Annotated in this window: 21 protein-coding genes; 4 read left to right on the top strand and 17 right to left on the bottom strand. The window is 52.5% G+C overall.

Features of this window, described 5'->3' with window-relative positions:
- Window positions 1-6: 6 nt before the first annotated feature.
- From ACYVC2_RS17005 to ACYVC2_RS16955, 11 genes are all read right to left on the bottom strand, one after another.
- Window positions 7-3,513: a TonB-dependent receptor gene (locus ACYVC2_RS17005; protein ID WP_461103833.1), complete on the bottom strand. Its 3,507-nt coding sequence runs from the start codon at window positions 3,511-3,513 to the stop codon at window positions 7-9.
- 196 nt (window positions 3,514-3,709) lie between these two features.
- Window positions 3,710-4,777, bottom strand: coding sequence for a FecR family protein (locus ACYVC2_RS17000; RefSeq protein WP_461103831.1), 1,068 nt, complete (start codon window positions 4,775-4,777; stop codon window positions 3,710-3,712).
- A 58-nt stretch (window positions 4,778-4,835) separates the two neighbouring features.
- Window positions 4,836-5,423 (bottom strand): RNA polymerase sigma factor, encoded by a 588-nt coding sequence (locus tag ACYVC2_RS16995; RefSeq protein WP_461103829.1) that lies wholly within the window; start codon window positions 5,421-5,423, stop codon window positions 4,836-4,838.
- Window positions 5,424-5,975: 552 nt separating this feature from the next.
- Window positions 5,976-6,323 (bottom strand): L-rhamnose mutarotase, encoded by a 348-nt coding sequence (locus tag ACYVC2_RS16990; protein ID WP_461103827.1) that lies wholly within the window; start codon window positions 6,321-6,323, stop codon window positions 5,976-5,978.
- A gap of 24 nt (window positions 6,324-6,347) precedes the next feature.
- Complete coding sequence (locus ACYVC2_RS16985; protein ID WP_461103825.1) at window positions 6,348-7,160, bottom strand: TIM barrel protein; 813 nt, start codon at window positions 7,158-7,160, stop codon at window positions 6,348-6,350.
- On the bottom strand, window positions 7,160-8,197 hold the full coding sequence (locus tag ACYVC2_RS16980) for a zinc-binding alcohol dehydrogenase family protein (protein ID WP_461103823.1): 1,038 nt from the start codon (window positions 8,195-8,197) through the stop codon (window positions 7,160-7,162). The genes ACYVC2_RS16985 and ACYVC2_RS16980 overlap by 1 nt, the downstream gene beginning before the upstream one ends.
- Window positions 8,194-9,147, bottom strand: coding sequence for an aldo/keto reductase (locus ACYVC2_RS16975; RefSeq protein ID WP_461103821.1), 954 nt, complete (start codon window positions 9,145-9,147; stop codon window positions 8,194-8,196). The genes ACYVC2_RS16980 and ACYVC2_RS16975 overlap by 4 nt, the downstream gene beginning before the upstream one ends.
- 306 nt (window positions 9,148-9,453) lie before the next feature.
- On the bottom strand, window positions 9,454-10,653 hold the full coding sequence (locus ACYVC2_RS16970; protein ID WP_461103819.1) for an acetate/propionate family kinase: 1,200 nt from the start codon (window positions 10,651-10,653) through the stop codon (window positions 9,454-9,456).
- Window positions 10,654-10,748: 95 nt separating this feature from the next.
- Window positions 10,749-12,845, bottom strand: coding sequence for a phosphate acetyltransferase (gene pta, locus ACYVC2_RS16965; RefSeq protein ID WP_461103817.1), 2,097 nt, complete (start codon window positions 12,843-12,845; stop codon window positions 10,749-10,751).
- Window positions 12,846-12,945: 100 nt separating this feature from the next.
- Entirely contained in the window at window positions 12,946-15,327 is a 2,382-nt protein-coding gene (locus tag ACYVC2_RS16960) for a phosphoketolase family protein (protein ID WP_461103815.1), read from the bottom strand.
- Window positions 15,328-15,369: 42 nt separating this feature from the next.
- Window positions 15,370-15,816 (bottom strand): pyridoxamine 5'-phosphate oxidase family protein, encoded by a 447-nt coding sequence (locus ACYVC2_RS16955; protein ID WP_461103813.1) that lies wholly within the window; start codon window positions 15,814-15,816, stop codon window positions 15,370-15,372.
- Between the two features lie 182 nt (window positions 15,817-15,998).
- On the opposite strand from ACYVC2_RS16955, the gene ACYVC2_RS16950 reads away from it, so the two are divergent.
- The gene (locus ACYVC2_RS16950; RefSeq protein ID WP_461103811.1) at window positions 15,999-16,868 is read left to right on the top strand and encodes a CPBP family intramembrane glutamic endopeptidase; all 870 of its coding nucleotides are present in this window, start codon (window positions 15,999-16,001) and stop codon (window positions 16,866-16,868) included.
- A gap of 125 nt (window positions 16,869-16,993) precedes the next feature.
- Complete coding sequence (locus ACYVC2_RS16945; RefSeq protein WP_461103809.1) at window positions 16,994-17,335, top strand: cupin domain-containing protein; 342 nt, start codon at window positions 16,994-16,996, stop codon at window positions 17,333-17,335.
- 461 nt (window positions 17,336-17,796) lie between these two features.
- Here ACYVC2_RS16945 and ACYVC2_RS16940 read toward each other — a convergent pair whose 3' ends face one another.
- A complete protein-coding gene (locus ACYVC2_RS16940; RefSeq protein WP_461103807.1) occupies window positions 17,797-18,363 on the bottom strand; it encodes a hypothetical protein in 567 nt (188 codons plus the stop codon).
- 453 nt (window positions 18,364-18,816) lie between these two features.
- Window positions 18,817-19,308 carry a response regulator gene (locus tag ACYVC2_RS16935; protein WP_461103805.1) on the bottom strand — a complete coding sequence of 164 codons (492 nt, stop codon included), beginning with the start codon at window positions 19,306-19,308 and terminating at the stop codon, window positions 18,817-18,819.
- A 288-nt stretch (window positions 19,309-19,596) separates the two neighbouring features.
- Between ACYVC2_RS16935 and ACYVC2_RS16930 the strand changes: the two genes are divergently transcribed.
- A complete protein-coding gene (locus ACYVC2_RS16930; protein WP_461103803.1) occupies window positions 19,597-20,475 on the top strand; it encodes a LytTR family DNA-binding domain-containing protein in 879 nt (292 codons plus the stop codon).
- A 120-nt stretch (window positions 20,476-20,595) separates the two neighbouring features.
- Entirely contained in the window at window positions 20,596-21,324 is a 729-nt protein-coding gene (locus tag ACYVC2_RS16925) for a hypothetical protein (RefSeq protein ID WP_461103801.1), read from the top strand.
- 47 nt (window positions 21,325-21,371) lie between these two features.
- On the opposite strand, the gene treZ is transcribed toward ACYVC2_RS16925, so the two are convergent.
- The 4 genes from treZ to ACYVC2_RS16905 all read right to left on the bottom strand — a co-directional run bounded on the left by treZ (window position 21,372) and on the right by ACYVC2_RS16905 (window position 25,389).
- Window positions 21,372-23,234 carry a malto-oligosyltrehalose trehalohydrolase gene (treZ, locus tag ACYVC2_RS16920; protein ID WP_461103799.1) on the bottom strand — a complete coding sequence of 621 codons (1,863 nt, stop codon included), beginning with the start codon at window positions 23,232-23,234 and terminating at the stop codon, window positions 21,372-21,374.
- A gap of 149 nt (window positions 23,235-23,383) precedes the next feature.
- Window positions 23,384-24,007, bottom strand: a complete 624-nt coding sequence (locus ACYVC2_RS16915) for an SCO family protein (protein ID WP_461103797.1) — start codon at window positions 24,005-24,007, stop codon at window positions 23,384-23,386.
- Between the two features lie 10 nt (window positions 24,008-24,017).
- Complete coding sequence (locus ACYVC2_RS16910; RefSeq protein WP_461103795.1) at window positions 24,018-24,596, bottom strand: toxin-antitoxin system YwqK family antitoxin; 579 nt, start codon at window positions 24,594-24,596, stop codon at window positions 24,018-24,020.
- Window positions 24,568-25,389 carry a YHYH protein gene (locus ACYVC2_RS16905; protein ID WP_461103793.1) on the bottom strand — a complete coding sequence of 274 codons (822 nt, stop codon included), beginning with the start codon at window positions 25,387-25,389 and terminating at the stop codon, window positions 24,568-24,570. The genes ACYVC2_RS16910 and ACYVC2_RS16905 overlap by 29 nt, the downstream gene beginning before the upstream one ends.
- Window positions 25,390-25,412 lie beyond the last annotated feature (23 nt).

The following is a 25,412-nucleotide window of genomic DNA, read 5'->3' as shown; positions in this document are numbered from 1 at the left end:
CCAAGGTTAGAATTTAAGATTGACACCCAGCGTGAATTGCCGTACGGGCGGGTTGTTCAGGTTTACGGCGATCTGCCGTTCGGGCGTACCCCGGTCGCCGGCCCCCTGCGGGTTCAGCGTCGATTGTCCACTGGCGTAACTATTTCCCTCCGGATCAACCGCCAGGTGGTCACGAACCAGTGGCGAATAAAGGATAAACGGATTGGTGGCGTTGAAATAAACCCGGGCCGAACTCATTCCGATTTTCCGGATCAGCTCGCTGGTGAAGGTGTAACCCAAATTGATACTTCTGACTTTAATGAACGAACCGTCGTAGTACCCCAGGGTCGAGCCAAACCAGGCGACTGCCTGACCGGCGTCGGGTGCCGGAAACGCATTGGTGGGGTTCGTATCGGTCCAGTAATCGGTTTTCACCTGGTTTACCCGGCCCTGGTTGAAGAACGCAAAACCGCCCGACCCCGTCGAATTACCCGTCAGATACGGCACGATCACTTTCATACCCATGCGGGCAAAGGTGACAATCGACAGGTCGAAGTTTTTAAAGCTGAACCGGTTGGTCAGACCACCCTCCCAGGCAGGTTGAAAATTACCCAGCAGCTGACGGTCGTTGGCGTCAATTTTTCCGTCGCCATTCAGGTCTTCGACCCGGATCTGTCCAGGATACTGCACCGGTGAGGTTTGTTTGGCCAGGGTTCCGTTTTCTTTGTCCGATGTCTGCCAGATGCCAATCTTTTTGTAATCATAGATCACCGAAAGGGGTTGCCCCACAAACCAGCCCGCCCCTACGTTGGAGAGTTCAGCCGGCGTGGTCAACTGCGTAATTTTTTCCCGGTTAAAGAAATAGGTAGCATCGACGCTCCAGTTGAACCCTTTCGGATTCCGGAAAATGTCAACCGTCAAGGCGGTTTCCAGGCCTTTGCCCTCCGTCCGTCCCAGGTTTTTCAGGGTCGAGCCAGCGCCATTGCTGGCTGGCAGCGGTACAGACAGCAAAATGTTTTTCGTTTGCTGATGATACCAGTCGACACTACCCGTAATGCGGTTATTCAGGAAGCCAAAGTCAATGCCCAGGTCGATCTGCGAGGTCGATTGCCAGCCCAGGCCGGTAGCCGGCAGACTGGTGACCGTGTAGGCCAGTTGTTGGCCGGCCGTTCCCGTACCGAAATTATAATAACCCGCCGACAGGGCCCCCAGTGTGGCGTAAGCGCCCACGTTCCGGTTACCGGAAATACCCCAGCTTCCCCGTAGTTTCAGGTTCGAAATGACAGGAGCGCTTTTCATGAAGTTTTCCTCGATGACATTCCAGCCTGCCCCGATAGCCGGGTAGTTAAAATACTGATTACCGGGCGATAACGTAGAAGACCCATCGCGTCTCAATGTCAGCGTCAGCAGATAGCGGTCGTTGTAACTGTAGTTTACCCGACCCATGTAGGAAAGCAGACCGAGTTCGGAAAACGAGTTACCAAAGTCCGAAGGAGCAACCGGCGTGCCGGAAGCCAGTGAGAAATTAGATGTCTTGATGTAATCGGCCGGAACCCCGGTTACCGTAAATCGGCTACCCAGCGAGTGGTTTTTGGTAATTTCGTACAGCCCGGTAACGCCGAATTTATGCTTACCAATCGTCTTGTCGTAGTATAGCAGGTGCTGAAGATTAATATCCCAGTATTCGGTATTACTGATTTCAGCGTTGGAAGATGACTGTACCGTAGCCGTGTTAAAATAGGTCAATGGTCCATTATAACCATTGTAGCTCGACTGGCTGTAGTTCAACCCGGCATTTACCCGATACCGCAGGCCGGGCAAAATAGCCAGTTCGGCGTATAGGCTGTTAAACGTGCGAATGGATCGGGTACGGCCCAGATACGAATCTTTTTTGGTAATGATCGTCAGCGGGCTGATCGTGGCGGCATCGATGGAGCCTTCTGCCGGAAACAGGTTCACCGTCCCGTCAGCATTGTACGGCGCGGCCAGGGGTGTCAACCGCACCAGCCCGCCCGGAACGCCACCACCACCCGGTGTATTCGTATAGGTAAGGGTATTCAGGGTATTCAATCCAAACTTAATGCGTTTGCCGATACGCTGGTCGATCGTCGCCCGGATGGTATAGCGTTCAAACTTCTGACTGGGGATAATCCCCGTCTCATTGAAATAACCCAGCCCCACCGAATACTGGGTGTTCTCTACTCCGCCGACCATGCTCAGCTGATGGTTGGTATTGAAGCCAGGCTTGTACAGCAAATCCTGCCAGTCGGTCGAAATACCAGCCGCCAGCGCATCCTTTTCTTTCTGGGTGAGCGGGTAAGCGGTTGTGCCGGGGCTGGTACGGTTGTATTTGGTCGCATCGTCTTTAAACTGGGCATATTCCGGACCATTCATCACGTTGAACTTGCCCATGATGTTGGTGATACCATGATAGCCGTCGTAGCTGAATACAGGCTTGCCGATTTTGCCCCGTTTGGTCGTGATCAGAATAACGCCCCCCGACCCTCTGGACCCATAAATGGCCGTCGCCGACGCGTCTTTCAGGATTTCCAGGCTGGCGATATCATCCGGGTTAATGTCATTGAGCCCGCCGTAGGGTATCCCATCAACCACCACCAGCGGCCCGTCCAGCCCATCGGCTGAATTAGAGCTGGTCGTCAGGGTACGGTTACCCCGGATACGGATTTGTCCCTGAGAACCAGGCGTTGAGCCGTTACTCACGACGGTTACCCCGGCGGCCCGGCCTTTCAACTGGTTGACGAGGTTCGGAGCGGGTACTTCCTTGAGGGTAGTTTCATTGACGGAAACCACCGAGCCGGTCACATCGCGTTTGCGCTGGACCCCGTATCCGACAACCACCACTTCGTTGAGGGTTTTATCGTCAGACGCTAAGGTAACATTCACTGTCGACTGCGCACCGACGGCTACTTCCTGGCTAACGTAGCCAATGAAGGAAAAAACAAGGACCGCATTTCGATCCGGGATACTAATCCGGTATGAACCGTTTCCGTCGGTCGTCGTTCCCCGCTGAGTAGACTTGATCTGGATATTGACACCAGGCAACCCCTCGCCATTGTCGCCCGTAACCCGGCCCGATATCTGGATATCCTGTGCCGGCTCCACGATGATGTCGCCGGAGGTCTTATCCTGCTGCATGGTCGCCGGAACACCCCCCTCCCTTCGGATAACGATCTGCTGCCCTACCACCTCGTAACTTAGGTTGAGCGGAGTCAGAATTTGCGTCAATACCTGCGAAAGCTGTTCGTTTTTAGCCTGATAATTTACTTTTCGCTTCGACTGAATGATCTCTCTGCTAAAAAGAAACTGAACGTTGGCTTGCTTTTCGATGCGCCGGATTGTCACTTCGACATCCTCATTCTGAGCGGATATGCTAATGCGTCGGCTTAGCAGTTCCTGCGCCCTGCCGTCGAGCGCAAAGCCAACATGCGTTAACGTAAGGGCAAGTACGAATTGCAGGCTGGAAATTTTCATAATCCTGATCCAAACATTGCGATTGATGAAACGGTACTGCATACATTTATGCGTTTTTGTTGTTTTGGGAAGAAATGACAAGAAACACGTCCCTTCTCTACCTAAAGAGATAATGTGTGTATCAGACACATTTGTGGACAATTGAGCGATAGTGTTGGTAGCACTATCGCTCTTTCTAGTTAAGAAGCGATAGTTTTCAGAGCATAGAGGCCGGCGGTTTAAAGGTTAAAATGGACAACTAACTACAACCATGGCTATGAATGACGACCTGGTTATCAACAACTTCGAACGTCGATTCAATAGTCAGACAGATCAGCCTGATTTTTTCCAGAAAAGAAGCATCGTTGAGTTGACCGGTAAACGTGCAGTGGGCCAGCAATTGGCGATCGTAGCGAATCGGCATGTTGTAGCTGGTTTCCAGTAGCGTGAAAATCTCCGATACGGGCGTAAACTCGAAGGTGAACTGCTGACTGACTATACCCGACGAATTGCCCTTTGCCGGTACGATGTCTCGTTTGATGAACTTATCCGTTTTGGTCTCCAGACTGAGCTGTTCGTTCTTTGTCAGCAGTATGGGTTTGTCGGGAGCGTAGGCCGGTGTAACCGAAACTTTACCCGTTTTCACCTTCACGAAGGCCGCCGTTTCTTTGTCGAAAGAATGTACCTGAAAGCTGGTTCCCAGCACCTTCGTGGTTAGGTTGGCGGTATAAACGATGAATGGTTTAGCCGGATTTTTACTCACTTCGAAAAATCCTTCTCCCTGCAGATACACTTCCCGAAGCTTGTGAATGTTCTGTTTATGAAACCGTAACTGGCTACCCGTAGAAAGCAGGACTGATGAATTATCGGGCAACAGCACTACCATTGGCTGTCCGGTTCCATTCTTTACGATCTTCCAGCCGACGTCCCGAATAACCTGGGCGTCCTGTTTACGAAAGGCAGCGAACGGCCTGGAAAGGGAGCTGCCGAACTGCCAATAGATTGCCAATCCGACTACTGCGGCTGCAGCCGCCCACCGCCCCCAGCCGAACAGTGGCCTGACGACCGTAGGGGCTTTGGTAAGCTGGTGGAGCAGTTCTTCTGTTTTCGCTTTGACCTGTTGGTCCGTGATCGCGACCTGCTCTCCCTGAAGCACTAAGAAAGTAGCTACGGCCTGCTCATAAAGGGCTCTTTTTTCGGGGTACTCCGCCAGCCATTGCTGCCAGATTTCCTGATCTTCCGGCCGTCGTTTCAGGACCCAGGCCCGGAACGCGTCGTTTTCTAAAAAATCCTCGACGGTTGAAAAATTTTCGAAAGGAAGGGCCATTGGTACTTTTCTGCGATTTTCATTGATAGTATGAAGAGTCGCGCCAACGATACCCTACTTAAAGCAAATTTTTTTGAAAAAAAATACAAACCGTCAGAAACGTGTGGACAAGCCACTGACTACGAAGCTTATTGAGTGCTTTCTGCAGAAAGTTAGAAACCGATTGTCGGTTTACGTTCATCACTTCGGCAATCTCGGGTATGGATAAGTTTTCGTAAAAGCGTAGGTAAAGGGCTTCCCGTTCGCGAGCGGGTAAGGAGGCTAACTGAGCTTGTATCGTGGTTGTCAGTAAGGTAAGCGATTCCTGTTGAATCAACAGGGTTTCTGAATCCATTTCTTCACCCAGTGAACCGTCCCAGTCTATTTCTTCCTGATTCAGCCGTTTCTTCCGTAGATACTGAAGGATGTGATGTCTCAGCGCTTTTAGCAGATAATGTCTGACAGACTCCGTGTCGTTGATTTGCAGGCGATTCTGCCAGAGTTGCAGAAACAATTCCTGTATACAGTCTTCGACTATGGCTTCGTCTACCATAAATTTCAGGCCATAATGTTTCAGCATGCGATAACAGCGTTCGGCCAACCGACCCAACGCCTGCTTATCACCCGCACGAAATAATTGCCATACGATCTGGTCGTCAGAAGCCATCAAATTGAACGTAATTTCGTATGTCTGAAATAATAAAAATTATACCTAAACAGCAAATTATACAACCAAAAAGTTATTAGTGTCAAAAAACGAGGTAGGCTCACCTTTTCAAGAACAACTCCACGGGAATCCCGTGGAGTTTTACTGACTATTAACCTATGATTGAAGAACCGATCAGTAGAAATCTCTGATGGTTAGTAGCCTTAATTATTCAAACCTATCTACTATACACTATTACTTTTCTCGTTTATACCTACACAAGATCCAACCCCAACGCTGGCGAACCAGAGAGCAAGAGGTTACATGTCTATTGTAATATTTATTAGTGTAAAAATGACACTAAATTTTTAAATGTCATATCGACACCAAAAATTTTTGCAAAAAAAATGAGGCACTGGTTTGTCCGGTGTTATGGATCGGGCATACGACGATTCAGGACTGATTCAGGAAGGCACTTACGGCAAAGGGCGTCGATCGGCAACCAGCCAGTAGCGGTGTCAGCCCCCGACAAACTCCATCACTCGCCTGAGCCCCTTCGGGCTGACCCATCGGTTATACGTCTTTTTCGAACTGAAAGATCTGGTTCATCAGCACCCATTTCTGTCCTTCTTCGGCCCAGGGTAGCGGTTGCTGAAAGGTCCACATCAGGCGTTCCCACTCCTGAACGTGCGGATTGTCGGCGTCCAGCGCCTGTTTTTTCCCGAACGTAAAGGCATCGTCCGTTTCCAGGATCATGACCATCCGGTTACCCGTCCGATAAATCTGGATATCCTGAATACCAGCTTTCAGATCGTTGGCCCGCACCTCAGGCCAGCCTTTTCCCTGGGCATGCCATCGTTCGTATTCGGCTATCAGTTCAGGATCATCTTTCAGGTCGAGTGCCAGACAAAATCGTTGCATACAGCAGGAGAGTTAAACGGTCAGTTATCCGAAATAGGTGTTAAACGATTGAATGGTTTGCCGGGCCGCCTGGTCGGGGTCGGGATAAGGAAACGCTTCGGCAGAAATATACCCCTCGTAGCCAATTTCGTTCAGGGCAGTGGCTACCTCATTCATAGCCGTATGCCCCAGACCGATCGGGCGTCGGTTACTGTCAGCAAAGTGAACATGACCAATATGAGCACCAGCCGCGCGAATACTGTCGGCCAGCGAAGGTTCTTCGATATTCATGTGAAACAGATCGGCCAGCAGAACTACCTGTTTCGTTTTCAGGGATCGGATCAAATCGACGCCCGACCGGAGGTCGTTAACTAGGTTCGTTTCATACCGGTTGAGGGGTTCGTAGATGAGCTTTACGCCCTGCGCTTCGGCTAACGGGCCCAGCGTATCCAGCCCTTCGGTTAGCCACTGGATCGCCTGCTCCTTGCCAACGGCGGGCGTCGCATTTCCCTGCATGGAGCCAATAATAGCCGGCGCCCCCACCGATGCGCCAAACGAAATCATTTCGGCAATGAAAGCGATGGCTCTGGCGCGGATCTGCGGGTCGGGGTCGGTCAGGGTCAGTCCGTGGAGTACTTTTCCAGCACCGGTTCCTACGGCCGCCACGGTCAGCCCCAGCCGATGAGCCAGTTCGGATAAGGGGCCGGCGCTAACGGCATCGGCCGATGCCGTAAACAATTCGACAGCGTCGAAACCCAGGGCTGCGGCTTTCGCCATGCTGGTTTCCAACTCATCCCAGTAAATCCACGGACCGGTTCTGATGGCCGGAACGAGCGCAATCGTAACGCAGGATTTCATCAGTTCGTCAGGTTACCAAAATCCACCATTATTTTCGTGATCGGTCCCGGATTTGCCGACCACTCGGCCAGGGCCGCGCCCGCGTCTTCCAGACTCACCGTCCGGCTAATGACCGCATCGACCGGAAATTTGCCCTTTTCGAGATAGTCGATTACCTCCGGAAATTCGCCGAGGCAATTGCGTGAGCCCAGAATTTCGATCTCTTTCCGCACGAATACACCCGTGTTATAATCGACCGGCTTTTTGGCGTACCCAATGTAAACGACCCGACCGGTATAAGCCACCTCCTCGACAGCCGCCCGATAGGTCGCCGGATGCCCGACAGCTTCGATGATCACGTCGGGACCATCTCCGCCGGTTATCGCCAGCAGGGCTTCGTGCAAGTCGACGTTCGTGGTGTTGATGGTATGAGCAGCCCCGGCCAGCCGGGCAGTTTTCATCTTGGCCTCATCGATGTCGATGGCCGTCACGTCTGCGCCCCGGTGGGCGGCTGCCGCGACGGCTCCCAGTCCGACGATACCACAACCGATGACGGCTACTTTTTCGCCTGCCGTGACGCGCCCTCGGGTTACGGCGTGAAAACCAACCGTAAGCGGCTCGACCAGGGCCAACTCCCGAACCGACAGCTGCGAGGAAGGATGGAGCTTCTGCCAGGGGACACTGATAAACTGGGTCATGGCGCCGGGTCGGCGAACGCCCATCGTTTTATTATCCTGACAGGCATTTGGACGACCTTTCCGGCAGGAAAGACAGACGCCACAGTTCAGGTACGGGTTCAGCGTGACGTGCATGCCGGGTTGGAACTGGTCAGGCACCTGACTACCTATTTCCAGAATCGTAGCGCCTACTTCATGCCCCAGCACATTGGGGTATTCCTGTAATTCGAACAGGCCACGAAACCCGTTGAGATCACCCCCGCAGAAACCGACCATGTTGACCTGAAGCAACACCTCTTCCGGTCCGGGAACCGGGATATCGATGGTGCGCACTTCTGTTTTTCCGGGCTCGACCAGCACCAGGGCAGGTTGCTTATTCATGCTATACGATTAGTTTTAGGAAGGTTGTTGGCTGGGTTACCTTCAAACCACATTTGATTTTTCACCGGACTTACCAACGTTTCGATGCGTTCAAGCAGCTCGCTGGGCAGGTGAATTTGAAGGGCCCGCAAATTCTGCTCGACCTGTCGCTGTTCGGATATGCCGACGATGGTGGTGGCGATAACGGGATGAAGCACGGCATAATTTAATGCGACATCACTCAGCGCCAGCCCATACTCCTGGCACAAGGTTACCAGTTTAGGTTGCATGTCTTTTACCGCCTGTGGAGAATTTTGCCAGACAGGAACGGGCGCATCCGACAGAATTCGCTGCATCAGCGGAGCGGCATTCATCAGCCCAAATCCTTTCTCCAGCGAAAGGGGTACCAGTTCGTCATTAATTTCGTCTTCCAGCAGGTTATAATGTCCCCACGACAAAACCGTGTCGACAGTGACCTCGCGCGCAACCTGGGCCAGGTACCGCACCGGCAAACCCGAAAAGCCGACATAGCGGGCTTTCCCCATCTCTTTGACCTTCAGAGCCGCCGGAATAGCTTCGGTCAACACCTGTTGCAGGTCGCCAAATTCAATGTCGTGTACGGTCAGCAGGTCGACGTAATCGACCTGCAACCGCTCCAGCGATTCATCGATGCTTCGCAGAACCCGCTCATAGGAAAAATCGAAAATACCGTTTCCGTACCGACAGCATTTCGTGGCCAGAAAAACTGAATTCCGTTTTCCTTTCAGTGCCTTTCCCAATCGCTTTTCGGCCAGTGTATCACCGTAAAACGGAGCCACATCGAAGAAATTAATGCCGTGGTCGATGGCGGTATGCACGGCCCGTATGCTTTCCGTTTCGGATACCTCATTAAACACATTTCCCAGTGGCGACGCGCCAAAACTGAGCAGAGATACATTCAGGTCGGTCTTCCCTAATTGACGATAGTCCATTCGTGATTGTTTGGAAAAGCACACTATTGGTTAGCCTGGTCAGGAACAGCCGCGCTTCTTCACTACCGGAACCGGTTATGCTACGCTGTATTCTCCCGTAGGCATACGAATAAACCAATTTGGTAAATAAACGCTCCTGAACCGATTTTCTACTAGCCAGGAACACGTATAGACTACGCGTCGAAGGTCCACTTCCGGTCGCTACACCAGATGGGTGCACCAACGAAAAGACAGACGACCATAGACTTATCAGGAATTCTGCTGCTCTTTTTCGGACCGGAGTATGGCCGCACCGATAAGATTATATTAGGTCGTACACAACAGCGCGTAACTCTGATTGGCAATTTCCAGCTCTTCATTGGTGGGAATCACTAGAATCCTGACCGCCCCCCCAGCCCGGCTAACGTCGCGGATGTCGGCCGATACCGCGCTGTTTTTTGCGGGATCAAGCTGAATATTCAGCACGTCGAGGGATTGACAGATGCGCTCGCGCATGGCGCTGTCGTTTTCGCCGACGCCTGCAGTAAAAATCAAAGCGTCCAGCCCATTCAACACGGCGGTATACGCGCCAATGTATTTTCGGATTCGGTAGGCGTAAATATCGAGCGCAAGAGCAGCCGCCCGACTTCCGGCATCCAGCGCTTTTCGAATATCGCGCATGTCGTTGAGGCCCGTCAGCCCCTGCATACCCGACTGTTTGTTGAGCAGGTTATTCACCTCGTCGGGGCTGTAGCCAATCGATATGAGGTGGAAAATAACGGCGGGGTCGATATCGCCCGAACGGGTTCCCATAACCAGGCCTGCCAGCGGGCTAAACCCCATGCTCGTGTCGATCGACTGGCCTGCCCGTACGGCGGTCATACTACAGCCATTGCCCAGATGGATACTAATGAGTTTGGCATCAGGTTTGCCCAGCCAGGTACCGGCTTTCTCGCTGACATATTTATGGCTGGTGCCGTGAAATCCATAAACCCGAATTCCTTCTTCGGCGTACAGCGCTTCGGGCAGGGCATATCGGAACGCGTAGGGCGGCATGGTCTGATGAAAAGCCGTATCGAACACCGCTATCTGCCGGGCATTCGGGAATGTCTTTTCGGCAATTTCGATGCACTGGTAATTGATGGGATTATGCAGCGGAGCCAGCGGAAACAGGGCTTTTATCGCTTCTTTGACGGCGGGCGTAATCAGCGTAGCCTTGGCGAAGCGTTCGCCCCCGTGCACAACCCGGTGGCCGACAGCCCGAATGTCATCGGCCGAACGGATTACACCGATCTCAGCATCCGACAACAGTTGCAGCATCTGCTGAAGTCCGGCCGCATGGTCGGGAATAGCACCCTTCTGCTCCACGGTCCGGGCGGGCTCGGTGGTCAGTATTTTGTGGCGGATAAAAGCCGCATCCGTACCGATTCGTTCAATGAGTCCTGAGCACAGGGGCGTGTCGGATGGCATATCGAACAGCTGGTATTTTAAGGAACTGCTGCCCGCATTGATGACTAGGATGTACATACTTTTGGGGTTTCTGGCAGGATCGACAGGCTTTAAGAAGGACCAGGTTTCCGTTCTGGTTTTATCCTGAACAGGCTGTCGATCCCGTCGAAATACTATTGGCTATCCTGACACTGAATGGCGGTGATGACCACCGTATTGAATACATCGTCTACCGTACACCCCCGGCTCAGGTCGTTGATGGGTTTATTGAGTCCTTGCAGCATGGGTCCAATAGCCAGCGCGCCCGTTTCCCGCTGCACGGCTTTGTAGGTATTGTTGCCCGTATTCAAATCCGGGAAAATCAGTACACTGGCCCGGCCAGCCACGTCGGAGTTGGGTAGCTTCTGACTGCCTACCAGAGGATCTACGGCTGCATCGTACTGAATGGGTCCTTCAATTTTCAGATCGGGGCGCTTTTCCCGAACGAGGGCCGTGGCCTGCCGGACTTTCTCCACATCTTCGCCTTCGCCCGACGTTCCCGACGAGTACGAGAGCATGGCAATGCGCGGCTCGATGCCAAAACGGGCGCTGCTTTCGGCCGACGAAATGGCAATTTCAGCCAGTTGAGACGCCGTCGGATTGGGATTCACCGCGCAGTCGCCGAAAACGGACACGCGGTCGGGCAGACACATGAAAAAGACCGACGATACCAGCGACACGCCCGGTTTGGTTTTGATAAACTGCAACGCCGGCCGGATGGTGTGCTGGGTCGTGTGAACGGCTCCCGACACCATCCCGTCGGCATGCCCCTGGTAGACCATCATGGTACCGAAGTAGGATACGTCCAGCATCATGTCCCGGGCCATGTCGAGGTTCACATTTTTGGCTTTACGCAGTTCGTACAGTGTAGCCGCGTAAGCCTCATAGTTTACCGATGTTGCCGGGTTGACGATGTTTACCACGCTGGTGTCGAGGGTTAAGCCCAGTCGCTTGGCGGAAGCCATAATTTCGGCTTCGTCGCCCAGAATAGTCAGGTCCACGATGTTCTGAGCAACCAGCCGGGCCGCGGCTTTCAGAATCCGGTCGTCGTTTCCTTCGGGTAAAACGATGTGTTTTTTCTGGCTTCGGGCCGTTTTGACGAGCTGGTACTGAAACATGTGCGGGGTGATCCCTTCCGATTGATAGGTAACCAGCCGGTCGTCGAGCGCTTTCGTGTCGACATAGGTTTCGAATACGTTGATCGCCAGTTCGATTTTCTTCCGATTGTCGGCCGTAATGCGGGAGTGAATGGCTCCGATGGCGGTCGTTGTGCCGAAAGTGCCCTGCTGCACCGTCAGAATAGGAATAACGGTCTGAAGGCCCGCAATCAGGCGGGTAACGGGCTCGTCGGGTTCGGTACCCGCCGTCAGCACAATCCCCGCTACTTTCGGGTAATTGGCCGACAGATTGGCCTGCAACGCCCCGATGATGATGTCGCCCCGGTCGCCCGGAGTTACGATCAGCACATTTTCCTTGATGTAATTCAGAAAGTTGGGTAGCATCATGGCACCCGTCACGAAGTTGTCGACCTGGTTGGTAAGCAGGCTTTCGCCAATGAGCACTTTGGCTCCCAGCGCATCCCGGATTTCTTTCATGGTCGGGCTTTGCAGCTGTTTTTCCCACGGAATGACGGTGAGCATCATATCGGTGGGTAGCTGCATCCGGAGCAACTCCCGGACGTCCTCTACCTGCTCGGACTTTACCCGGTTGGCCACCATCCCCAGCACCTGCACCTCCCGGCTTTCGAAGCCCTGTAGCGCACTCAGGGCGGAGCTGACGATCTGAGCGGTCGATTTACCTTCGCCGGTAATGATGATCAGGACGGGCGCGCCGAGGTTTTTGGCAATGACCACATTCGACTCGAATTCGAAGGCGATCCCTTCGCCCAGAAAATCACTGCCTTCAATAACAGTAAAATCGCAGTTTTCTTCCAGTTTCTTGTACTTGCTGATGATGGTGTTCAACATCTCGCCCCGCCCTTCCGACTCCATATGCTGCAGGGCTTCCTGCCGGGTAAATGCGTAGGTATCTTCGTAAGTGAGCGGCAGCGCAAAATAGTCCAGAATGGCTTCGATGTGAATTTCTTTCTGCCCCGGAAGTTGCTGCGTAATAATGGGTTTGAAATAGCCCACTTTCTGCGTTTTTCCCAGCAGGCTATTCACTAACCCCAGCGCCAGTAAAGATTTCCCCGTGTACGGCTCTACCGACGCGATAAATACGGATTTCGTCATAATACGCTCTTAAACGTGCTTTCGACAGGATTAACCGGATTGACAGGCTGTAGGTTAGTTCTAGATGCTGTCAATGCGGCTAATCCTGTCGAAAACTTTTTCAATTGCTCCAGGTCCAGTTGCGCACTTCGGGCATATCCTGGCCATAGGTATTGATATACTGCCGGTGTTCGATCAGTTTATCCTGCATTTCCTGCTTCAGATACGCCAATCGGTTTCTGAGCAGAGGCAGCCGGTCGATCACATCCTGTACCAGATGATAGCGATCCAGCTCGTTGAGCACGGTCATATCGAACGGCGTTGTGATGGTCCCTTCTTCCTTGTACCCCCGAACGTGAATGTTCCGGTGGTTGGTTCGTTTGTAGGTCAGGCGATGAATCAACCACGGATACCCATGAAAAGCAAAGATAACGGGTTTATTCTCGGTAAAAAGTAAGTCAAAGGCCGTATCATCCAGCCCATGCGGGTGTTCACTGGCCGATTGAAGCCGCATCAGATCGACTACGTTCACGACCCGAATTTTCAAATCTGGCACCGCCCGGCGTAGTAGGGAAACTGCAGCCAACGTTTCCAGCGTAGGGACGTCGCCGGCGCAGGCCATGACCACGTCGGGTTCGTAGCCGGTATCGTTGCTGGCCCAGGTCCAGATTCCGATACCACGAGTGCAATGCGTAACGGCGGAGGGCATATCCAGCCATTGCGGAGCCGGATGCTTGCCGGCGATCACGACGTTGACGTAATGACGCGAGCGCAGGCAATGGTCCATCACCGACAGCAGGCAGTTGGCATCGGGCGGCAGATATACCCGCACCACTTCCGCTTTTTTATTGACCACCAGATCGATAAAGCCAGGGTCCTGGTGCGTAAACCCGTTGTGATCCTGTCGCCAGACGTGCGAAGCCAGTAGGTAATTGAGCGAAGCCAGTTTGCGTCTCCACGGAATGCCCAGGGTTACTTTCAACCACTTGGCGTGTTGGTTGAACATCGAATCCACGATATGAATAAAGGCTTCGTAGCTGTTGAACAGCCCATGTCGGCCCGTCAGCAGGTAGCCTTCCAGCCAGCCCTCGCACTGGTGTTCGCTCAGCATTTCCATCACGCGGCCGTCGGACGCCAGAAATTCGTCCGAAGGAATTTGCTCACCTTCCCACTGCCGGTTCGTCGTCTCGAAAACGGCGTTCAGTTTGTTGGACAGGGTTTCGTCGGGACCAAAAATTCGGAAGTTGCGCTGCGCTGAATTGAGGGCGATGATGTCTCGCAGGAATTTACCCACGATCGTCGTGTCGGACTCGCTGACACTGCCAGGTTTTGTCAGCGCAACTGCATAATCCCGGAAGTCGGGCAGGCGCAGGTCTTTGAGCAACAGGCCCCCGTTGGCGTGCGGATTCGCGCCCATCCGCCGGTTTCCAACCGGAGCTAATTCCTGCAGTTGGGGTATTAAGCGACCGGTGTCGTCAAACAGTTCACCAGGGCGGTAGCTTTTCAGCCAGGCTTCCAGTTGGGACAGATGAGCTGGGTTGGTGGCGGGGTCGGTAATGGGCACCTGATGCGCCCGAAACGTGCCCTCGACCGGCAGACCGTTCACTTCTTTGGGGCCAGTCCAGCCTTTCGGTGAGCGCAGCACCAGCATGGGCCAGCGCGGCCGGTCGGTTTGCCCTTGCTCCCGTGCGTTTCGCTGAATGTCGTGAATTGACCGGAAAATCTCGTCGAGCACCCCAGCCATCGCCTGATGCATGGCGGTCGGGTCGTCGCCCTCGACAAAGTACGGGGTCCAGCCGTAGCCGAGAAACAACTGCTGAAGCTCTTCGTGGCTGATACGGGCCAGAACGGTTGGATTCGCGATTTTATACCCGTTCAGGTGCAGAATGGGTAACACCGCCCCATCGGTCGCCGGGTTCAGGAACTTATTTGAATGCCAGGCCGTCGCCAGCGGACCGGTTTCAGCTTCGCCATCGCCCACGACACAGGCCGCAATCAGGTCCGGGTTGTCGAAAACAGCCCCGAAGGCATGACTGAGCGAGTAGCCCAGCTCACCCCCTTCGTGGATGGAACCCGGGCATTCCGGCGAAACGTGACTGGGAATGCCGCCCGGAAACGAAAACTGGGTAAACAGTTTTTTCAGACCTGCTTCGTCCTGGGTAATGGCCGAATACACTTCACTATAGGTACCTTCCAGATAGGTGTTGGCTACCAGCGCCGGCCCCCCATGCCCAGGACCGGACAGGTAGATCATGTTCAGGTCGCGTTCCCGAATCAATCGGTTCAGGTGAGCATAAATAAAATTCTGGCCGGGCGTGGTACCCCAGTGGCCCAGCAGCATCGCTTTGATATGTTCCGGCTTCAGCGGCTCCCGTAGTAGGGGGTTGTCGCGCAGGTACATTTGCCCCACCGACAGGTAGTTAGCGGCCCGCCAGTAGGCATCGATACCCTGTAGGGTTTCCGGGCTGATCGTAGAGCGAGGGTCGGTCTGGTTTGTGGTCATCACCTTATTGGGAAAAGAATTGCTTCGATGCAGTTAAATTAGTTAACGCTGAATGTGCCGACCCGTTTTGGATTGGATATGAATTCGATACAATACAGTCGCGGGTAGCGGATGAGGCTCTGTCGCTTCTGACGGGTTCTCGTCGGTCAATGGTGTTTCATCGCTGAAAAGCGGGAGCTGGCGGACCCCTAATCGCTGCAGCGCCCACAATCGATCGTCGCCGGTCAGCTCTTCGGCTACGCCCCGAACAACCACACTCCGCCACAGTGAAGGCGAGAGCAGTTCGTCTACCTCGAAGCATACGGATGGGTTCTGGCGGATCAGGCGCGTTTTGGTCCCCTCCCGGGTATGAATATAAACAAATTGACCGTCGAACAGACAGTTGACCGGAACCAGTGAGATTTCATCGTTTACAGCGCAGGCTAAGCGGCCGAACCGCTGGCTTGTGAGCAGGTGATGAATGACGTTGTCGGTGAGATAGCCAAGCATAAGCCAGAAAGGTGGGAGCAGGACGAGCAAAGATGAGAGTCCGGCAGGTACCGGATTCTAAGTAAGGTCAGTTGTCAGCCTGATGGTTATCAGCCTGCAAACCCGGATACGCCCCTAACTTTCCGGTCAATAACACCGACGTCTGACCTTGTCCCGACTGCCAGCGTTCAGCGTGCTTTGCTATGAAAGAAGACCTATCTCCGTACTCAATTCATCGGCAGCTCCTGCTCTTTTTCGGATTGACCTATGCCCTGACCTGGCTCATCTGGTCGCCTTATTTTCTACCACTGGGTATAGCCGTCGACAAACTACCCTACGTTCACCTGCTGGGCAGCCTGGGACCGATGTTGGCGGCTTTGCTGGTAACCATCCATACAAGGGGGTTTAGTGGCATCCGGGCATTATTCGGGCGCGTTACGTCCCGACGCGGTTACGTGCGCTGGCTGGGCGTCGCTTTCCTGGCGCCCCTTATGATGCTCCTGCTAATCGCGGGCTTTGTCTGTGTTACCCAGCATCGAACGCCCGACTGGCATCGGCTATTTTCGTCGGGCGAGTTCAGTTTTCTTCCACCGAGTATATATGTAGTGGTCAACATCGCCATTGTTGGATTAGGAGAAGAAGTCGGCTGGCGAGGGTTTGTGTTACCCCGGCTACAGATTCATTATTCTGCTTTTACCTCGACCCTGCTCCTTACGCTCTTTTGGGCCATCTGGCACTGGCCGCTCTTTCTGAATCCGCTGGGTACGTATAACCAGATGGAAGCGGGCAGTTTTATCGGATGGCTGTTCAGTTTACTCGCTGGCGGCCTGTTGTTTACCTGGCTGTATAATTCCTCCCGCGGCAACGTGCTAGCCTGCGCACTTTTTCATGGCCTGATGGACGTTGTTTTCATGGCCGACCTGAACCTACCGGGAATCGCTACCTACACAGGCGTTTTGGTCACGTTTTGGGGATTTTATATCGGCTTTGTCTACAAACCTATCGACCTGTCCCGCTTTCCCAGAGTAACCCTCTTCGAAACCACGGCCGAAGAAAAACCGACGTATATATAATTAGGCCCATGGCCATGTAATAAAGGGATACCGAAGGTTACGATTTTGAGGGTATAGGCCGGTTTCAGCGAATTACTGAATGAATTGCCGTATGTTTAATGTTTAGCAAACGTTAATGCATCGATATGGCCGCTTCCTCACTTACCCCAATTGATATTCGAGCGCTCACCCAGGCGGTAACGACCTACGCGAATTTCTCGCTAGCCACTGTCAACGACCATGTGGTGAAAGTGAGTGTCATGACCGAAAATTATTTCTGGCATTATCACCCCGATTCGGATGAAACCTTTCTCCAGGTCGAGGGCATTCTACTGATCGATCTGGAAACCGAAACAGTCGAGCTGATGCCTGGCCAGTTGTTCACTATTCCTAAAAACACCGTTCACAGAACCCGGCCTAAAACTGACCGCTCAGTCAACTTAACGATTGAACGTAGCCAGCTTGAAACCGTGAAGGTGGAAGTATAAACGCACAGCGATATTTGCTCACCGAGCGCGGGTATGAGCAAAAACGCTGTTAAGGTTGGGTCTATATCGATGCGGGGATGGGCCTGTCGCTCCCGTAGTTAGAGCGTGTCAGCTTCTCAAGTAAGTGCGCCACCAAGTAGTTCTTTACTTCTTAAAGTCGGTAATGCTCTTTCCATCATACCGAGAGTATCTGTTTCGTTAATGACGCGTGTTCAGAATATTCTCCTTCCAAATCGTACACCCGTTGGGTGCGTATCTAGTCCACCTTTGGGAAAGCTGTTTTGTATTACCAGGCGTGTACCGTTAGAATCAGTATACTCACATTTGGGGTCGAACCATGGAAGTGGATACGTCTTTAGTTTCAGATTTAATAATATTTTTTTACCTCCTGTTTGGTTTTGCCCACAGGAGGTAAAAAAACAACCGGTAAGAATAAAGCATCTATGTATTATGTAATTTACTTAGCAACCACCTTTGCGAGGGGCACGTTTATAAATTACTTCACTATCTCGTTCTATATAATCGCCTGATATTATTGGATATGAATACTTGGGCGCGTGCGATACGCTATGGCTTTTTATACTTATTTTGTCGTTAACTTTCAGGCTATGCAATTGCTTAAATTCATTGTTAAAGTTTAAAAAATTCCTGTCAGATTTTTCCGGCCCGAAACTAAGAATATAATCGTCACCATCGATCTTCACCATCACTCCGAAACCTAATCGTGAGCCTGGCGGAAGAGAAAGAGAGGTTACAACTCCCTCCATATTGGTAAAAGCACGTATATGCTTCCTTATCTTAGCTTCACCGGCATACACTTTTTTACCTTCGGGAGACGCTTCCCATTTTTTGTACTTTATACCATCAGGGGTAGCTTCCCATTTTTTCAATGCAGCTTTCCTGTCAGCAGCCGAGAGTGGCTTTGAGGTTGACTTTTTAGAAGCTTCATTTTTAATTTCACGATTAGCAAATACCAGTCCGCTTACCACAACCAGCGGTAAGATTAGGGCATAAATGATCTTTTTCATGTTTTTTGTAGGCTTAATCAGTACACTTTTTGTTTTCAAGGATTTCAACCACGCGATGGTCCGTAAAGCTAAAAGTTTCTATCCTGCCGTCTGTTAATGACCTGTAAAAGAATGCTAACGAAATGTAAAAGTTGCTTTTACTAACTGTTGTAGGATTTTGCACCTAAAAAGACAGGCATATTGAATAGCTATGTTGCCTATAGAATGGTCTCATGAAAACGCTCACGCGCGAGCCGAAAGAGTATTTTGCCATCATAACAAGCTAACATCAGAACTTTATTGCCTCATAAAACAAATCTTTGCATTCAGTCTGGGATTTTGTCGCATTTACTTTGGCCCAAACTGCTTTTATTGCTCCTAAAGTGGTGCATTCAGTTTGTTAACTGACCGTGAAGGCCGAAGTATAAACGCACAGCGGTATTTGCTCAACGAGCGCAGGTATGAGCAAAACTGCTAGTTAAGGTTGGGGTTGATGTCGATGCGGGGAAGTGTCAGTTGCTCCCGCAGTTGAAGCGTGTCCCGGTAGCAGAGCTTAACCGCTTCGATAATCCGGTGGAACCCATGAGGCCCGGTGGGTTTGACGATATACAGATGAATACCCTGATGATAGGCTCGCTGTTTGAGGGCCGAATCCGTCGATGCGGTCAGCATCAGTACCGGCATAGTCACCAGATCACTCATGTCGCCTAAGGACTGCAGCGTTTCCAGTCCATTTAAGCCTGGCATGTGCATATCCAGCAGAATGATGGTCACCTGGCAGGGGTCGTGGGCTGGTTCCGTAGCTGATCGCTTCCGATAAGCAGCCAGCCAAGCCAGGAGTTGCTCACCGGTAGTCATTTCTTCGATAGTGATCCGCTCCAGCACACGGCTCAGGGACCAGCGTAGTAACCGACGATAATCCTCGTTATCGTCTACCAGCACGATGCGCAGGGATAAGGGCTTCATCACTCCGTAATGGTTAGATACCAGTAAGTTAAATGTACAATAAAATAGTCTAATTGTTCTACTATGCTTTAAGGTGGCCTTAAAAGTGAGGTATAGGCCGATCAAGTATAAATCGAATCCTATGAGCCCCCTTTTGTACCTTTCAGGCCGCTCCCCGGAAGCGCACCGACGGGGCATCCGGTGATCCAGCCGCTATCGAAAGGCGCCATGGCTAAACGAATTGTCCCGTATCAGGCCTACTTTTGTGGTGCAAAAGCAAGTCCGCTTAGTCCGATTCGACAACTACTCATGTCCCCACTTACACGTCAGCAGCACCTTGCCTTTCGGCTGACGATTGTTCCTGTGGCTGCGTTCGTGGCTTCACATGTCGTGTTCAGCCAACTACTTCCGGGTCAGCCAGGCTATCGATTTCCGTGGCCGTATTTTCTGACCGTTGCGACGGTGATGCTTTCCTGCTGGGAAGTCAATCTGGCGGTTTATCGCTGGCTCGATGAACGGTTGCCTTTCTGGCAGCACCCGACCCGTCGGCTGATGAGCCAGATTCTGCTGGGGGGCGTGGCTACGCTGCTGACCTTTGCCTTTGTTTTCCCACTGGCCCAACGGGTGTATACCCAGCACTGGCCCGAGCCCTACACGGTACTCAAGGGAGTCGTCGTTTGCGTTACCCTGGCCTCGCTCGTAAACGGTGGCTATTCCGGGCTGTATCTGTTGCGGGCTTTCTCGGAACGGCAAAAACGTACCGACTCCCTCTTTACCCAACAGACCAGTCAGTCTGAGATCGACATACCTGCGCGCACTACGCCTGCTTTGCTGGATATCGACGTACCCAATGGCCGCCTTCGGTTGCCGATGGATCAACTTGCTTATTTCTATTCGACAGGTGGATTGATTTTGCTGGTTAAAACCGATGGTCAACAGATCACCACACGTTATTCCGCCTTTAGCCAATTGACGCCCAACTTAGATCCGCATTATTTTTTTCAGCTTAGTCGGCAGTTTATAGTTGGATTGGGGGCTGTCCGGGCCGTGCAGAGCGACAGTAACCGCAAGCTCGTCGTTACCCTGATACCGGCCCTGCACCGGCAGGCACCCCATGAGGAGGTTGTCGTCAGTCGATATCGGAGTGCTGATTTTAGAAACTGGCTGGAAGCCTCGGCCAACTCCTGACCATTCATTTGGCTTTTCAGTACCATTCATCGACGAAACCATAGCCAGCCTTCTCCAGATAAGCCAGGGGCTTTTCCTTTGCCATGCCAGGCATCATCGCCTGCCGTAATCAGGAATTTTATGCACCCCAATCTTTCTCACCTTCTGGACGATACACCGGCCTGGCTGGATGTATTTTTCACAGCAACCACGATGCTAACTCTGGGTCTGCTGTTTGTCGCCATCCGCCGGCTTTCGATCCGACAGGCCAGCTTATTCCTTGGCCTGAGTTTACTTTGGCTAGCGGGCCTGGGCGTTTTGGCCTACAATCACTTCTTTCAGCAACTCGATGCTCGTCCGCCGGGCTTTGCACTGGTGCTGACCCCACCACTCCTGCTCATCATCGGCTTACTGACTAACCCGAAAAGCCGCGCCTGGCTGTACCAGCTTCTGTTAGCAGACCTCACACGGCTGCACACGGTACGCGTGCCGGTTGAGCTAACGCTGTATGGTCTTTATATGCAGCAGCAAATTCCTCAGCTGATGACCTTTGAGGGCCGCAATTACGATATTTTGGCAGGTCTGACCGCGCCATTGGTGGCTCATTATTTCGTTGGTCAGAAACGACTGGCCCGGCGCTGGCTACTGACCTGGAACGTGCTGGCACTGGGCTTAGTACTAAATATCGTTGTTCAGGCAATTCTATCCTTACCCCTACCCTTTCAGCAGCTGGCTTTCGAACAGCCTAATGTCGGTCTGCTGAAATGGCCCTACGTCTGGTTGCCTGGCTTTGTGGTTCCGGTCGTGTTGTTCAGCCATATCGTGGTGATCCAGCGGCTGATCAGTGCCCAAAATCGAAACCGTGTATAAACCGATCCATCCTCTTTCCGAATCAGTAGGGGTCAATTCTCCGAAACTCACTTGTTGGTATAAATGAGAATCGATTCGGCCTGGATCACCACCGACTCATTGCCCACAACCGTTGCGGGAGCGGCTACAGGACCACGCCATTGCGGGTCGGCAGAATCCATCAGTTTCTGCCAGGGCTGATTGCTGAGTGGCAGGGTGATAGTTTGTGGTTCTTTCGAAAAATTCATCAGACAAACTACTGTTTCCGGCCCTTCCGCAGCCCGCGTGGTAGGGAGCGCTTCATGCCGCCGAAACAGGGTAAGCGTCTGCCGGGTCTCGTCGACGACAACGGCTACCGACTCCCGGTTGGGGTGCCGCAACGACGACTCTTTCCGGAGCCGAAGCAGAGTGCGGTAGTAGCAAAACAGCGTTTTATGCGGCTCCTGCGCCAGTTGTTTCCACTGCAGCTTCGACCGCTCAAACGTCTGTTCGTCCTGCGGATCGGGCGCTTCGACTGTGCCCTGAAAAGCTGCGAATTCTCGCTTCCGGCCCTCCCGCACCGCATCGATGAGTGCCGGGTCGGAGTGGCTGACAAAATAAAGAAACGGATTGAGTTCACCCCATTCCTCGCCCATGAACAGCATCGGCAGGTAGGGGCTGCTCATCACCGCACCGGCCATTAGCTTCTGCATCTCGAAACTGACCAGCTGACTTGGGCGTTCGCCCAGCATGCGATTACCGATATGGTCGTGGTTCTGTGAGAATACCACAAATTGCCGCCCCGCGTGACCCGCTGTCGATTTCCCTACGATGCGTGCCCGGCGGGGCATATAAGCGCCATCGTAGACATATGCATCTTTATAGGATTTGGCCAGGTGCTGAATGCCGTTATAATCGGCATAGTAGCCTTTTCGCTCGCCCCCGGCGGTGACGCGCAGAGCGTGGTGGAATTCGTCGTTCCACTGGGCGTCCATGCCATATCCCTGATCGGCCAGCGTCTGAATAAACCGAGTTTCGTTCTGATCCGTCTCGACGATCAGGTAATGCGGTCGGCCTGTCTGCCGCATCAGTTCATCGACATACTCTTTTATTTCCCGCAGCAGGTGCGTTTCCCGATCGTCGTGGATGGCGTGAGCCGCGTCGATGCGGAGCCCGTCGATGTGAAAATCCCGAAACCACATCAGCACATTTTCGATGAAATACCGCCGGACGCTATCGCTGTAGTCGCCGTCGAAGTTGAGTGCGTGGCCCCAGGGCGTCTGGTATTTGGCCGTAAAATACGGACCGTAGTCTGAGAAGTAATTCCCTTCCGGCCCCATGTGGTTGTATACCACATCGAGCACCACCGCTACCCCCCGCCGGTGGCAGGCGTCTACCAGCCGTTGCAGACCCGCAGCGCCCCCGTAGGAATTTTGTACCGCATACGGACAAACGCCGTCGTAGCCCCAGTTGCGGGTACCTGGAAACTGCGCCACCGGCATGATTTCGATGGCATTGATCCCCAATTCTACTAAATAATCGAGCCGGTTTTCGATTCCTGCAAACGTGCCTTCGCGCGTGAATGTGCCGGTATGGAGTTCGTACAGCAGGTAATCTTCCAGGGGCAGGTTGCGCCAGTCGGTGTCGGTCCAACTAAACTGGTTGGTATCCAGCGCCTGTGATGGTCCATGCACCCCCTCAGGTTGCGCCATCGATGCCGGATCAGGCCGTTCGAGGGTTCCGTTCAATATGAATTTGTAGGTATCGCCGGGCTCCAGCTGATCGACGGACGCTTGCCAGTAGTGGCCATCGTTTTGCAGCGGCACCGTCAGGTCTTTGTTGAAAATGCGCAGGGCAACGGTCTGGGCAAGCGGTGCCCAGACGCGCACGCAGGTCGTATCGCCGGAGAACGTAACCCCCAGCGTCCGATGGCTAAGTAAAGCCTGATTCATACCGTGTAGACTGATGTCGGGAAAATGGTTATCCTGACAACTAACGGTTTCCCCGATGTGTTGGCCGAGATAGGTAAAAACTAGTCCATATGAGATTGTTTACAGGCATTTTTCAGAAGGGTTGTTGCTCTACGTTTACTGATAACCAGTCACTCCTCCTGCTGTAAGGTCCGGATATCCGCGATCAGTTGGTGCATTTCCAGCTCAAGCGTGCCATTGTAAATACCGCGTATGCGCTTGTGCTTATCGACCAGCAGGCAGTGTTCGGTATGTAAAAATTCGGTACTATCTCTGGTATAGCCTAATTCCGATTCGGCAAAATACGACTGACGGGCCAATTGATAAATTGCTGATTTGGGACCAGTCAGGAGATGCCAGTTGGGCGATCGAATGCCCTTAGCCAGCGCGTATTTTTGTAACCGGGCGACATCGTCAGTCCAGGGCATCACACTATAGGAAAGCAATACCAGGCTCGGATCATGGCCAAACGCTTTGTCAACCAGTTTCATGTTGTTGACCATGCGGGGACAGATGGCACCACAAGTCGTAAAGAAAAAATTGGCAACGTGAATCTTGACTTCAATAGCGTGCTGGTCGATCGTCTGGCCATGCTGATCCGTCAAGGAAAACGGACCGATAGTGTGGGTAACCTTTTTCTTCAGGTCAGTTTGTGATTCAGGGAAAATAGGGGTAAAATCCGGCGAATTATAGTAGGGCAGCGCCTGAGATGACCGGTCCGTAGCTGACTGACAGGCTATAGCAAAAAAAGTCATTGCCAACAAACTACTGACCAGCTGTGCCAGCCGAGATATTTCTGCAGTTTTTGGTACCCAGTAGGCCATACCGCCTGTCATTTTTGATAACGTAGTTCATTTTTATCGTTCCGGTCACAGACCAACTCTGCTGTACACCCGACTCCTGGCCTTTTTCGTAGTGCATGTTCCGGAATAGTTTTCCGTTCGGAAACCACTCCCGATAACTACTCTCGAACAAATCGTCGTGGAAATGATACTCGAACATAGGCCGGCCGTTTTCGTACCAGCCCCGGTGGGTTCCTTCTTTCCATCCGTTCACAAAAAAGCGCTCCTCACGAATGCGGTTGCCCGGGTAAAAAAACAAAGCCTTCCCGTTTTCTTTACCCCCGAAGAAAGGCACCCTGAAAAGCGTATCGCCCTGGGTGTTGATTGAGAATAGAACACCCGTGATGGGCTTGTTTTGAATAAAACTACTCCCCTCTCTGGATTCAATCTGCACGGTACGGGCATCGATGTAGTGGTTTACTTCGGGCGATGGCTGGCAGGCGATCCAGGCACCCGCCAGCAGCCCTAACCATTTATTTCGACCAGGTACCCGCCGTCCCATAATAACCATTCCCATTGATGTACGGAGCGTCGGCCGTTGTATGATAGTGATAGATACCATTGGGGTAGTCGGCGGTTGCGCTCGTATGACCATGGTAAGCATCCAGATCGCTGCTGGTTAGAGTTTTACCGTTCTCGACGGGCCCATAGAGCGGAAAACCATCCAGCAGGAATCCGATCAATGAGCTGCTTCCTTTGGTGGCGGTCAGATAACTGGGTTCGATATGGTAATGGTATTCACTGAAAGGCGTTGGATGCCCACCGTACAGGTCGAAGGAAACATATTCGCCAGCGCCGGGGGTCAGCAGCTGGTTTTCCATCTGGTACTGGTTGAACAGAGGCACTCCGTTGATGGCAACCCCAATTGTAGCAGCCTGCAGGGCTTTGTGCGTAGCGGCCACGGCCGGACTTTTGGGAATCTTAAACGTGTAACTGAAGGATGTGATCGTGTTGGAATTGGCCTTGAAACCGGAACGGGTATCGTTTACGTACAGAGTCGATTCCCACTGGGTTCCTTTGTAATAAGGAGTCTTATGGTCGGGTAGCCCTGTCGATTTGATAACGACATAATCGCCCTCCAGGTAAATCTGAGACGCTCCGTAAATTTTCTTATACACATCCGGAACACCCGTACCAACAGTTGCAGTCGTGCTCGTTGTAGTAGTCGTACTGCCCGGATTAGTCGACGTACCGGTCGATGGATTAACACTGTCGCTGCTATTACAGGCCAGGATGGTCAATCCTACAGCCAGCGGCAAACAACTCAATAGGATAGCAGAATGGAATCGGTTCATAGGAATAGTAGCATGTAGGATTG

This window comes from Spirosoma koreense (genome assembly GCF_054777875.1).
Note: the sequence above shows the minus strand (reverse complement) of the source record. Positions and strands in the feature narration are given on the sequence as shown.